The 13,342-nt window shown below is 55.1% G+C and carries 10 protein-coding genes; 3 read left to right on the top strand and 7 right to left on the bottom strand.

All coding sequences use genetic code 11. The annotated features are described in order from the left end of the window. Nucleotides 1–30: 30 nt before the first annotated feature. Nucleotides 31–804: an acetylglutamate kinase gene (gene argB, locus JG725_RS16470; protein ID WP_199378858.1), complete on the bottom strand. Its 774-nt coding sequence runs from the start codon at nt 802–804 to the stop codon at nt 31–33. Between the two features lie 34 nt (nt 805–838). Then, on the bottom strand, nt 839–1,843 hold the full coding sequence (gene argC, locus JG725_RS16465) for an N-acetyl-gamma-glutamyl-phosphate reductase (RefSeq protein ID WP_172291091.1): 1,005 nt from the start codon (nt 1,841–1,843) through the stop codon (nt 839–841). A gap of 203 nt (nt 1,844–2,046) precedes the next feature. On the opposite strand from argC, the gene argE reads away from it, so the two are divergent. Together argE and ppc are read left to right on the top strand one after the other, a co-directional pair. Next, complete coding sequence (gene argE / locus JG725_RS16460; RefSeq protein ID WP_172291090.1) at nt 2,047–3,198, top strand: acetylornithine deacetylase; 1,152 nt, start codon at nt 2,047–2,049, stop codon at nt 3,196–3,198. A gap of 297 nt (nt 3,199–3,495) precedes the next feature. Further along, nucleotides 3,496–6,135, top strand: a complete 2,640-nt coding sequence (gene ppc, locus JG725_RS16455; protein WP_199378855.1) for a phosphoenolpyruvate carboxylase — start codon at nt 3,496–3,498, stop codon at nt 6,133–6,135. An 86-nt stretch (nt 6,136–6,221) separates the two neighbouring features. Here ppc and JG725_RS16450 read toward each other — a convergent pair whose 3' ends face one another. The 3 genes from JG725_RS16450 to metE all read right to left on the bottom strand — a co-directional run bounded on the left by JG725_RS16450 (nt 6,222) and on the right by metE (nt 10,536). Beyond that, on the bottom strand, nt 6,222–7,004 hold the full coding sequence (locus JG725_RS16450) for a tyrosine-protein phosphatase (protein WP_172291088.1): 783 nt from the start codon (nt 7,002–7,004) through the stop codon (nt 6,222–6,224). A 29-nt stretch (nt 7,005–7,033) separates the two neighbouring features. Further along, a complete protein-coding gene (gene udp, locus JG725_RS16445; RefSeq protein WP_199378853.1) occupies nt 7,034–7,804 on the bottom strand; it encodes a uridine phosphorylase in 771 nt (256 codons plus the stop codon). 467 nt (nt 7,805–8,271) lie between these two features. After that, on the bottom strand, nt 8,272–10,536 hold the full coding sequence (gene metE / locus JG725_RS16440; RefSeq protein WP_199378851.1) for a 5-methyltetrahydropteroyltriglutamate--homocysteine S-methyltransferase: 2,265 nt from the start codon (nt 10,534–10,536) through the stop codon (nt 8,272–8,274). A 103-nt stretch (nt 10,537–10,639) separates the two neighbouring features. Here metE and metR point away from each other — a divergent pair, with 103 nt between their 5' ends. Next, a complete protein-coding gene (gene metR / locus JG725_RS16435; protein ID WP_172291085.1) occupies nt 10,640–11,575 on the top strand; it encodes an HTH-type transcriptional regulator MetR in 936 nt (311 codons plus the stop codon). Here the strand turns inward: metR and JG725_RS16430 are convergent. Then, on the bottom strand, nt 11,481–12,380 hold the full coding sequence (locus JG725_RS16430) for a carboxylate/amino acid/amine transporter (protein WP_172291084.1): 900 nt from the start codon (nt 12,378–12,380) through the stop codon (nt 11,481–11,483). The genes metR and JG725_RS16430 overlap by 95 nt on opposite strands. 268 nt (nt 12,381–12,648) lie before the next feature. Then, the gene (gene pagP / locus JG725_RS16425) at nt 12,649–13,281 is read right to left on the bottom strand and encodes a lipid IV(A) palmitoyltransferase PagP (RefSeq protein WP_233356453.1); all 633 of its coding nucleotides are present in this window, start codon (nt 13,279–13,281) and stop codon (nt 12,649–12,651) included. Between the last annotated feature and the right edge of the window lie 61 nt (nt 13,282–13,342).

Below are 13,342 nucleotides of genomic sequence, written 5' to 3'. Positions count from 1 at the left end.
GTATGACATCATGCCATACCCGAAAACCGCTTACGCTAAAATACGCGTCCCAATCGCCACCCCGTTAAACAGCGACGGTAGCTGATCGGCATGCCGCCAACTGGCGATATCCACCGGCCGCCCCAACGTACGGGCCGCATCCAGCGCTGCGTTGACCTTGACGATCATGCCATCGGTGATGATGCCCTGCTCAATCAGTTGCTCCGCTTTTTGCGCGGTCATTTCCGCAATGCGCTGGCCTTTTCCATCCAGAATGCCGCTCACGTCGGAAAGCAGGATTAAATCCGCGCCCAGCGTTTGCGCCAGCGCCGTCGCGGCCTGGTCGGCATTCACATTCATCAAGTCGCCCCCATCGGTAATCCCGATGGAGCTGACCACCGGCAGATAACCCGCCGACAACAGCGTATTCAGCAGCGCAGGCGAACCCGCCTGCGCTTTACCGACAAAACCCAGCGCTTCATCCAACTGCGTCACTGTCGTGCTGCAGCCGTCCGCCAGACACAGGCCGACGGCGTCAATACCGTGCTTCCTGGCCCACGACAGCAGCGTTTTATTCGCCGACCCCGCCAACGCGCCGGTAATAATGTCGATCTGATCGGCGGGCGTCACGCGCAGGCCGTTTTTCTTCACCACCGGCAACGACAGCTTTTTCATCAGATCGTCAACCAGACATCCGCCGCCATGCACAATCACAAGCGGGCGCTGGTGCTGCTGACGATAGGTAACCAGTGCGGTGAACAGACGCTCCAGCGCCTCTTCGCTATCCAGTAAAACGCCACCTAGCTTGATAATTAACGGATTCATTGTTCTCTTCGCGCCTCAGAATGGTAAATGATAATCAGAGTAAAGACTGGGTTTCCGGGAAACCAAAACGAATATTCATACATTGTACCGCCTGCGCCGCGGCGCCTTTCAGCAGGTTATCCTCCGTGGCGACCACAATCAGATGCTCGCCCTGTACGGAAAAACCGATATCGCAGAACGGCAGCCCGACGACGGATTTCAGCGCCGGCACCCCTTTCTCATACAGGCGCACCAGCGGTTTGCCGTGATAGGCGTTGTGATAGGCTTCGGCCACATCCTGCTGCGTCACGTCCGGCTGCAACCGACAGGTGATAGTCGCCAGTATCCCGCGAGCAAAATTGCCTAAATGCGGCGTAAAAATAACCGGCGTACCGAGGTGAGTCGAGATTTCAGGCTCATGACGATGGGTAAAAATACCATAAGGATGCAGACTGACCTCACAGAAACTGTTGGTCATGGAGGCTTTACGCCCCGCGCCGCTGACGCCGCTGACGGCGTTGATCACCGGCCATTGCGCGGTATTCAGCAATTGACCGTCCACCAGCGGCTTCAACGCCAGCTGTGAGGCTGTCGGGTAACATCCCGGCACCGCAATCAGTTGCGCATGTTTAATGCTTTCGGCCTGCCATTCGGCCAGCCCGTAGACAGCCTGAGCCAGCCAGTCGGTATGCTGATGCTCAAACCCATAATACTGACGGTAAAATTCCGCATCATTAACACGGAATGCGCCGGATAAATCGAAAACGGCGCAGCCCGCAGCCAGAAACTCGGGCGCCAAATCGTGGCTGACCTTGTGATCCGTCGCCAGAAAGACCACATCGACCCCTTTGGCCGCTTCCGCGACATGGGTTAACGGCTGGACCGGCAAATCAATGATGCCTTTCAACTGCGGATGCAAATCAGAAATTAATTTTCCTGCGTCTACGCTTTGCGCTGAAACGGCTAAAGCGGTTATGTTCATCTGTGGGTGACGGTTCAGGTAAAGCGCAAGTTCGGCGCCGGTATAACCGCTTGCACCAACAATCAACGTATTCAGCATGGGATCTGCGTACCTTCTTACTTATCAATGGAACAGGTAACAGGGCTCACCAGCGCCATCACGCTGTTCACCCGTGAAGCTAAGCGGAGTGGTGAATTCATCATCACTGATACCTTATGGTTTCCTTTCACTTAGCGTTATTGTATTTTTATTCAAAATAAATGCATGAATATTGATACTATCCTAACCAGAGGCTGTCAACAGTGAAGATGAATTTACCCCCTTTTATTGAGCTATACCGGGCGTTGATCGCGACTCCGTCCATCAGTGCGACCGACAGCGCGCTCGATCAAAGTAATCAGGCATTAATCAACCTGCTGGCAGGCTGGTTTACCGATTTAGGCTTTCATGTTGAAGTCCAGCCGGTCCCCGGCACGCAACATAAATTTAACATGCTGGCGCGAATCGGTGAAGGTAAAGGGGGATTGTTGCTGGCCGGGCATACGGATACCGTGCCTTTCGACGACGGGCGTTGGACGCGCGATCCCTTCACGCTGACCGAACACGACAATAAGCTGTACGGCTTAGGCACCGCCGACATGAAAGGCTTCTTCGCTTTCATTCTCGATACGCTGCGCGACATTGATCCGGCGAAACTGACTAAACCGCTGTATGTGCTTGCCACCGCCGACGAAGAAACCACCATGGCCGGCGCCAAATATTTTGCCGGGTCGACGCAGATCCGCCCGGACTGCGCCATTATCGGCGAACCGACATCGCTACAGCCGGTTCGCGCCCACAAAGGCCATATGTCCAGCGCTATCCGCATACAGGGGCAATCCGGCCACTCCAGCGATCCGGCGCGCGGCGTCAACGCCATCGAATTGATGCATGAGGCCATCTCGCATCTGCTGGCGTTGCGCAATACCCTGAAAGAGCGCTATCACCATGCGGCGTTCAATATCCCCTATCCGACCATGAATCTGGGTCATATTCATGGCGGCGATGCGGCCAACCGCATCTGCGCCTGCTGTGAGCTGCATATGGATATCCGTCCGCTGCCGGGGTTGACGCTCAACGATCTGAACGGGCTACTGTCTGAAACGCTGGCCCCGGTAAGCCAACGCTGGCCGGGGCGTTTAACCATCAGTGAACTGCATCCGCCGATCCCCGGTTATGAATGTCCGGCGGATCATCATTTAGTGTCGGTGGTGGAGAAATTACTCGGTACGCAAACAGAAGTCGTCAATTACTGCACCGAGGCGCCGTTTATTCAGGAACTCTGTCCGACGCTGGTGCTGGGGCCGGGCTCCATCAATCAGGCGCATCAGCCGGACGAATTCCTTGATACCGCGTTTATCAAACCGACGCGCGCGTTGATTGCGCAGATGATTCAGCATTTCTGTCACCACTGAGTCAACGGATAGCGGCCTCGCCAGCGTATATCACTAGCCGCGGGCCATTTTACGGGGCATTTATGCCCCCGTTTCCCCTGCTTAAATTAGCGCCCCTAATATCAGCGCATCTGTAATTAAATTTCACAAATTGCCAAACCTGCATCAATACGGGTAAAAAGATCGGCTGATATAAAGAATCGTGGGAACAAAGAATCGCCAATTGACGAATCAACCTTGTCGTGGCTAGATGAGGGAAGAGCTGTATTTTTTCTGGTGAAACAAACTTACAAAAAATTGAGATGGGTCAGGGTAACTATGAACGAGCAATATTCGGCAATGCGCAGTAACGTCAGCATGCTAGGTAAGCTACTTGGCGATACGATCAAGGAAGCGCTGGGTGAGAACATTCTTGATAAAGTAGAAACAATTCGTAAATTGTCAAAATCCTCCCGAGCAGGCAGTGAAAAGCACCGTAAGGAACTGCTGAACACACTACAAAATCTGTCCAACGATGAGCTATTGCCGGTTGCCCGTGCATTCAGTCAATTTCTTAACCTGACCAATACCGCTGAGCAATACCACACCATTTCGCCGCATGGCGAGGCCGCCAGCAATCCGGAGATGCTGACCACCGCCTTTAATCGTTTGAAAGCCAGCAAGGATTTGACGGAAAAAGACATTCGGGAAGCCATAGAATCGCTTTCTATTGAATTAGTGCTGACCGCGCATCCGACGGAAATTACCCGTCGGACGCTGATTCACAAGCTGGTCGAAGTCAATACCTGTCTCCAGCAGCTCGATCATGACGACCTGGCGGATTATGAACGCAACAAGATTATGCGTCGTTTACGTCAGATCATTGCGCAATCCTGGCATACCGACGAAATCCGTAAAATTCGCCCCACCCCCGTGGATGAAGCGAAGTGGGGCTTTGCCGTGGTTGAAAATAGCCTCTGGGAAGGCGTTCCGGCGTTTTTGCGTGAACTGGACGAGCAGATGGAGAAATCGTTTGGTTATCGGCTGCCGATAGAAGCCGTTCCTGTACGCTTTACGTCCTGGATGGGCGGAGACCGTGACGGCAACCCCAATGTCACCGCTGAAATTACCCAGCATGTATTGCTGCTCGGCCGCTGGAAAGCCGCCGACCTGTTCCTGCGCGACATTCAGGTTCTGGTGTCGGAACTGTCAATGTCCGCCTGCACGCCGGAAGTGAGCGAACTTGCCGGCGGCAGCGAAATACAGGAACCGTACCGCGCCATCATGAAATCATTGCGGGCCCAGCTCACGACCACGCTAAGCTATCTGGAATCCCGCCTTAAAGGCGCGCAATCGCTTCCGCCCAAGGATTTATTGATTAGCAATGAACAGCTCTGGGAGCCGCTGTATGCGTGTTATCAGTCGCTGCACGCCTGCGGCATGGGCATCATCGCCGACGGGCAGTTGCTCGACACGCTGCGTCGCGTACGCTGCTTCGGCGTACCGCTGGTGCGTATTGATGTGCGTCAGGAGAGCACCCGCCACACCGAAGCGTTGGCTGAAATTACCCGCTATCTTGGTTTAGGGGATTACGAAAGCTGGTCCGAGTCCGACAAACAGGCCTTCCTGATCCGTGAATTAAGTTCCAAACGTCCGCTGCTGCCACGTCAGTGGGAACCGAGCGCGGACACCAAAGAAGTGCTTGATACCTGTAAGGTTATCGCCAAATCCCCGGCGGGTTCGATTGCCGCCTATGTCATTTCGATGGCCCGCACGCCATCAGACGTGCTGGCCGTTCATCTGCTGCTCAAAGAGGCTGGCTGCCCGTTTGCTTTACCGGTCGCCCCGCTGTTCGAAACGCTGGAAGACCTGAACAACGCCGATGATGTCATGACGCAACTGTTGAATATCGACTGGTATCGCGGTTTCATTCAGGGCAAGCAGATGGTCATGATTGGCTACTCCGACTCGGCGAAAGATGCCGGCGTCATGGCGGCATCGTGGGCGCAATACCGGGCGCAGGATGCCCTGATTAAAACCTGCGAGAAAGCCGGCATTGCCCTGACGCTGTTCCACGGCCGCGGCGGTTCCATCGGCCGCGGCGGCGCTCCCGCCCACGCCGCTCTGTTGTCCCAGCCGCCGGGAAGCCTGAAAGGCGGCCTGCGCGTGACCGAACAAGGTGAGATGATTCGCTTTAAGTACGGCCTGCCGGAAGTCACGATCAGCAGCCTGGCGCTTTATACCGGCGCCATTTTGGAAGCCAACCTGTTGCCGCCGCCGGAACCCGAGCAGGAATGGCATGAGATTATGAATGAGCTGTCGCGTGTGTCTTGCGATATGTACCGTGGGTATGTGCGTGAAAATCCAGACTTTGTTTCTTATTTCCGCGCAGCCACGCCGGAACTGGAGCTGGGCAAACTGCCGTTAGGCTCGCGCCCGGCGAAACGTCGTCCTAACGGCGGCGTCGAAAGCCTGCGCGCCATTCCGTGGATCTTCGCCTGGACGCAGAACCGCCTGATGTTGCCGGCGTGGCTGGGTGCGGGCGCCGCGTTGCAAAAAGTCGTGGACGACGGCAAACAGAAACAGTTGGAAACCATGTGTCGCGACTGGCCGTTTTTCTCCACCCGTCTCGGGATGCTGGAAATGGTGTTTTCCAAAGCCGACCTGTGGCTGGCCGAATATTACGATCAGCGCCTGGTGGATAAGACGCTGTGGCCGTTGGGAAAACAGCTGCGTGAACAGTTGGCGGCCGATATTCATGTCGTGCTGACGATCGCCAATGACGACCACCTGATGGAAGACCTGCCGTGGATTGCCGAATCCATCGCCTTGCGTAACGTTTATACCGACCCGCTGAACGTTCTTCAGGCTGAATTGTTGCACCGTTCACGCCAACAGGAAAATCCCGAACCCGAGGTAGAACTGGCGCTGATGGTGACTATCGCCGGTGTTGCCGCCGGCATGCGCAACACCGGCTAATCACCGCACAGCGATCTTCAGTAAAAAGCAGAGGCCGGTTCATGTGACCGGCCTCTCAATTGATATGCTCCTGTCCGGCGCCTGAATCAAATCAAATACTTATCCTGTAAAAATTGCCGGGCGCGATTATCTAATCCGTACTCCGCTTCAAGCCAGCTATCGACAGAACCATGACGCTCATAAATGGCCTGTAATGCCGTCGAGATAAACGCTTCCTGAACCGACAGTACATACGCAAACTGCCCCAGCGCTTTATCACTCATGGTCTGGGACAAATGCGCCATTAACTGTTGTCGGAAAGGCGTCAGCGTGGTGTCGGTGAGCAGATAATCTTCGATCACCGTTTGCTCATCGGCTCCCAGGGCCAGCATCACCAGCGCCGACCCCATACCCGTACGATCTTTCCCCACCGCGCAGTGCTGTACCAGCGCGCCGTTATCCGGTTGCAACAGCAGCGAGACCAGGTGGCGGTATGCGGAGTTATCGAAAGGTAAGCGGCGGTAAAGCTCCAGCATGAATGCCTGTGAATCAAAGGTCTCCAGCACATCCGAACCTAAAGAATCCAGGTTCGCCGTGACCTCGTGCCGCAGCGGGTTTGCGGGGAATGGATGGTAGTTTGCGCCAGACCAAAGAATATCGGGCTTGAGCGCAATTTCATCGGGATCGCGGTAGTCAAGAATATCGGTAACGGGCACCCCGGCCAGTTGTTCACAATCCGCCGGACTCAATAAATCCAGCGAGCCGGAGCGAAATAACTTTCCACGCCGGATAAGACGCCCATCCGCCGCCCGATTACCGCCCAAATCGCGGAAATTGATCCCGCCGTCCAGCGGCACTAAAGACGGATGGAGTAACGTTGGTTCGGTCATACCTCTCCCGGTGATGGCTTAAAGAACAATTATGCCGAGGCCAGCAATCGACGGGTGGCGTCCAGCATAACCTTAACGACCGTCGTTTCCGCCAGCTTCATGGTCGCGGCATCAGGAATTTCCTGCTGGGTGCGATTGACAATAACCCCGGCGATCATGCCGGCGCGCAGCCCCTGGCTGGCGCACATGGTCAGCAGCGTGGCGGATTCCATCTCATAATTCAAAACGCCCATGCTTTGCCACTCTTCCATTGAACCGCGGAAGCGGCGCGCCACGCGGCCGGAAAACGTATCATAACGTTCCTGCCCCGGATAAAACGTGTCGGATGATGCGGTCACGCCGACATGCAGCGCGGCGCCGGCCGCTTTCGCCGCCTCGACCAGCGCGGTCGTACAGGCAAAATCCGCCACCGCCGGAAATTCCATCGGCGCAAAATGCAGACTGGCGCCGTCAAGGCGCACCGCCGCCGTCGTCACCAGCACATCTCCCACATTGATGCCCGGCTGAATAGCGCCGGTAGTGCCGACTCGCAGGAAAGTGCGGATACCAAGCTGAGCCAGTTCTTCAACCGCAATCGACGTTGACGGGCCGCCAATGCCGGTAGAGCAGACAATAACCGTCTTTCCGTCCAATTCGGCGCGCCAGGAGGTGAATTCACGGTGCGACGCCAGATGTACCGGGTTCTCCATCAGACGGGCTATTTTTTCGACGCGCTCGGGATCGCCGGGAACAATCGCCAGCGTCGCCCCTTGTAAATCATGCTTCGTCAGACCGAGATGGAACACATCAGATGTAGACATAACCGCCTCCCAGGCAATGAGTTGGATAATCAGAGGGATAAGGACAGACTTTATCGTATTACGATGGCATTTTTAGTGATGACTATCACTCATAAAAAAGAAACAAAAACTAAACGTACATAAAAACGTGATATGCATCACTAATCAGAGTTTCACAACGCTTCCCGCCGTTCGCCCCTTTTATTGTAGATTCTTTACTCATCGATACGATTTGTCGCAGAAGTGAAATTTGCTGCCGAAATGAAAAAAGGAGGCTTTCGCCTCCCTCAGACCGTTGACAAACCTATCACCCTTTATCGAACGGTGATAATGGAATGGAAGAGTAAAGCGTCCGCGCCAGGGATGGCGCGGTTCGAGCTTACAGGGACGTACTTGCAGCGTCTTTACGATCCATCCATTATCGCCGCTCACCAGGCTTTGTCAGCAACCTCAAGGAGGCTTTCGCCTCCCTGGTCATTGATACATGCTTACTGCGTTTCACGCAGACGCCGGGCCGCCTGTACCAGGTTCGCCAGCGCCTGACGGGTTTCCGGCCAGCCGCGGGTTTTTAGGCCGCAGTCCGGGTTAACCCATAGGCGCTCCGCCGGGATACGCTGCGCGGCTTTAAGCAACAGCGCTTCCATCCATTCAACGCTCGGCACGTTCGGCGAGTGAATATCATACACGCCCGGGCCGATTTCATTCGGGTATTCAAACTCTTCAAACGACTCCAGCAATTCCATATCGGAACGTGACGTTTCAATGGTGATCACATCGGCGTCCAGCGCCGCAATGGAATCCATGATGTCGTTGAATTCGCAATAGCACATATGGGTATGGATCTGCGTGTCATCCTGCGCGACCGCCGCATTCAGACGGAAGGCGTCCACCGCCCAGGCCAGATAGGCCGACCAGTCGGAGCGATGCAGCGGCAGACCTTCACGCAGCGCAGGTTCGTCAATCTGGATAATGCCGATACCGGCTTTTTCCAGATCCGCCACTTCATCGCGCAGCGCCAGCGCGATCTGTTTGGCAATGGTTTCCCGCGTCACGTCTTCTCGCGGGAAAGACCAGCACAGGATGGTGACCGGGCCGGTCAGCATGCCTTTCATCGGCTTATCCGTCAGCGACTGGGCATACTTCGCCCACTCAACGGTAATCGCTTCAGGACGGCTGACATCGCCGATAATCACCGGGGGTTTCACGCAGCGGGAACCGTAGCTCTGCACCCAACCATTCTGCGTAAACACAAAGCCGTCCAAATGTTCGCCGAAGTATTCCACCATGTCGTTACGCTCGGCCTCGCCGTGCACCAGCACGTCCAGCCCCAGACGTTCCTGCTCCGCCACCGCTTGCTTAATGTGTTCGGCGATGCCGGTACGATAATGATTGCCGTCCAGACGCCCTTGCTTGAAGTCCAGACGCAGGCCGCGAATTTCCGTGGTTTGCGGGAAAGAACCAATGGTGGTTGTCGGCCATGCGGGCAGATTGAAACGCTCGCGCTGTGCTTTGGCGCGCAGCGGATACGGCTGCCGGCGCTGGCTGTCCTGCGGCGTAATGGCCGCCAGACGCTGAGCCACCGCCGCATTGTGCACGCGGGTCGAGGTACGGCGGGCGCGGATCGGCGCGCTGTATACCGCCAGCGCCCGATCGTCGCCGCTGTTCAACGCCTGAGACAGCAGGGACAGCTCGGCGCACTTCTGGATAGCAAACGCAAACCAGCTTTTTACTTCATCATCCAGGCGCGTTTCCACGTTGAGATCGATCGGACTATGCAGCAGCGAACAGGAGCTTCCCAGCCAAAGCGTGCGTTTGCCCGCCAGCGGTTGCAAACGTTCAAACCAACCACTCAGATCGGCGCGCCATACGTTACGCCCGTTAATCACGCCCAGCGACAGCAGCCAGTCAGCGGGTAATTGCGCATTCAACGCCGCGGCATCATCCTTGCCGTGCACCAGATCGACGTGCAGCCCCTGTACCGGCAGCGCTTTGATGGTCGGCAGATTCTGACCGATGCTGTCGAAATAGGTGGTCAGCAATAATTTCACCGACCCTTGCAGCGCATCGTATGCGGGTTTGAACGCCGCCAGCCATTCCTGCGGCAACTCCAGAACCAATGCGGGTTCATCGATCTGTACCCATTCGATGCCACGTTTAGCCAGTTCAGTCAGCACCTGGCGATAGACCGGCAAAATGTCCTGCAACAGCGATAAACGATCGAACTGCTCGCCTTTTACCTTACCGAGCCACAGATAGGTTACCGGCCCCAGCAGCACGGGCTTCACCTTGTGCCCCAACGCCAGCGCTTCATCCACTTCATCCAGCAACTGCGTCCAGGTCAGTTTGAACTGCTGCCCTTTGGTAAACTCCGGGACCATATAGTGGTAGTTGGTGTTGAACCACTTGGTCATTTCGGCGGCGGCGGCGGGTTCGCCGGTCGGCGCCCGTCCGCGACCAATACGGAACAGCGTATCCAGGTCAACGGAGCCATTCGCGTTCTGATGACGGGCCGGTACGTTGCCCAACAGCAGGCTGGTGGTCAGCACATGATCGTACCAGGCAAAATCACCCACCGGCAGCAGATCGACGCCCGCATCTTTTTGTTGCTGCCAGTGACGCGCCCGAAGTTCACGTCCGACAGTCAGCAACTCTTGCTGTGTCGCGTTGCCTGCCCAATAGCTTTCCTGCGCTTTTTTCAATTCGCGTCGCAATCCAACACGTGGAAAACCCAGTGTGTGATTTAAAATCGTCATCGTAATTCCTCATTTAGCCGTCCAGATGTTTACACATCCATAATCCGCAGGTAGTGTATGATGCACAAGCGCAATTTATTCACTGTCACTGTGAAGGACTCTCATGATCGAACTTAAACACCTGCGAACGCTGCAAGCACTGCGCAATACGGGATCGTTAGCCGCGGCTGCCGCTGCGCTTCATCAGACCCAGTCGGCGTTGTCCCACCAGTTCAGCGATCTGGAACAGCGTCTTGGGTTCAGGCTATTTGTGCGTAAAAGCCAGCCGCTGCGCTTTACGCCGCAGGGAGAGATCCTGTTGCAGTTGGCCGAGCAGGTGTTGCCGCAAATCCAGCAGGCGTTACAGGCATGCCACGAACCGCACCAAACCACGCTGCGTCTGGCGATTGAGTGTCATAGCTGTATTCAGTGGCTGACGCCGGCGCTGGATGAGTTCCATCAAAGCTGGCCGCAGGTGGCGATGGATTTTAAATCCGGCGTCACGTTCGATCCGCAACCCGCTCTGCAACAGGGCGAACTGGATCTGGTGATGACCTCGGATATCCTGCCGCGCAGCGGGCTGCACTATGCGCCGCTGTTTGATTTTGAGGTCAGGCTGGTGCTAGCGCCCGATCATCCGCTGGTCGCCAAAGAAAAAATCGAACCTGAAGACTTAAGCGCGGAAACCCTGATGATCTACCCGGTTCAGCGTCAACGATTGGATGTCTGGCGCCATTTTCTGCAACCTGCCGGCATCAGCCCGGCGTTGAAGAGCGTCGACAACACCTTGCTGCTGATTCAGATGGTTGCCGCCCGCATGGGGATCGCCGCGCTGCCGCACTGGGTGGTGGAAAGTTTTGAACGTCAGGGGCTGATTGTGACAAAAACGTTGGGAGAGGGGCTATGGAGCCGGTTGTACGCCGCCGTCCGGGACGGAGAACAGCGCCAACCGGTGATCGAAGCGTTTATTCGCTCGGCGCGTCAGCACGCTTGCGATCATTTACCGTTTGTGCGGGACGCTTCACGACCCAATGCCGGTGCACCCACAACGAGGACATAATAATTAATGCCCCGATGATAAAGCTCGGCCAGTGGGGTTTTTCCTGCCAGATAGCCAGATTGACCAGCAGCGCGGCCGGAACATGGAAATTATTCATGATCCCCAGCGTGCCCGCATCCACCTGAGTGGCGCCGTAGTTCCACATAAAGTAGCCCAGACCCGAGGCCGCGACACCCAGCCAGATTAAAACCCCCCACTGCAACGAGGTGGTGGGCAGTTGGTTGGCATTGCCGAACAACAGCCAGGCGACCACCGAAACCGCCAGCGCGCCCAGATAAAACCATGAAAAGGCGGTATGTTGCGGCATCGGATGGACTTCCATCAGGCGCTTATACCCGACTTGCCCGATGGCAAAAAAGATGTTCGCCGCCTGAACCAGCACCAGTCCCCAGACAAAATGCGTGCTGACCTCATCGTAACGGATCACCGCCGCGCCCAGCACCGCCAGCAACGCGCTAAAGACATACCCCCAACGCAGACGCTCACGCCGCAACAGATCGTAAATCAGCGTGACATATAACGGCGTCATCACCGTAAAGAGCAAAAACTCCGGCACGGTAAGATATAAATAAGCCTGAAAAACAAATAGATACATAATCCCCAGTTGGCAGGCGCCAACCAGTAGATACAGTAAAATGACGCGCGGCGCATAGCCCCGCCAACGTAAAAAGGGCAGGAACACCAACGCAGCCAGCCCGACGCGCATCAATACGGAAAACCAGCTATCGACCTGGCCCGCCAGATATTCGCCAATCAGACTAAATGAAAAAGCCCACAATATGGTGGTGATAACGAGTAATGGCACAGCACAATATCCGCTCAGCAAAGAAGTGCCGTTATTGTAACGGAGGAAAGAAAATAAATTTTAACCAATATGGTTTACATCTGAGCAAATAAACAGCTAACAATCCTCAAAAGCTGTACGGCAAAAACTTACCCTGAACCGATGTAATCAATTGCAATGTATCGTCGATACATTCCGGCAAAGGCATCAAAAGAAATAACCCCTTTCAATATTCCGAAAGGGGTTAGCAATTAATCGAAGTGAGTAATAAGAAGATTGAATATCACTATTAAATTTGCCATCTGAACCAGGCAAAAAAGACGTTCCCATTATTATAAGTGCCGGGAATATACGTCGCCTGAAAAGAAAGCTTTTGGTAGCTTATTGATGCCAGAGGCAACAAGACCGGAATAGGAATATAGTTCCAGTTGTCGCGCATCGTGACGCCGGCGGTGAAACCTAACCCCAGTTGGAAGTCCTGATCGCGGGTCGGCCGCCAGCGTTTCTCAAAACCATAGCCGCCGATAGGCTCCCATTTGTTATGGGAATCCTTAAACGCCATGGCATAAATCCCATGCCAGTCGCCATCTTCATCAAAGCGCGACACGCCATACCCGGCCCCCCACGGACGCTCGTTATACTCATCCGTTTTTTCTTTATCGTACGTCCAGCGGTTATGCCAGGTAATCGCCGGGATGTAGATATCGTGGTTTGGTGATTCCGACCAGGTTTTAGACAGGTTATTTTTACTTCTCTGCCACCAGCTTTCATCGTGCTCTGCCGTGACGGTTCCGGCGCCGCGGTTATCCGCACCGTTGTTCGCCGCAGAGTAATTATTTTCCGTGTCAGTTGCATGAGCCAACATCGGCATAGCGGATGACGCCACAAAACACAGGGTTATTAAAACGCGCTTTAAATACATTATTGAACTCTCTGCAACCATAACACCACCTACACAGATATCAGAATATATCGTTCAACCC

The organism is Brenneria sp. L3-3C-1, from assembly GCF_016456245.1.
Lineage (GTDB): Bacteria > Pseudomonadota > Gammaproteobacteria > Enterobacterales > Enterobacteriaceae > Brenneria.
Note: the sequence above shows the minus strand (reverse complement) of the source record. Positions and strands in the feature narration are given on the sequence as shown.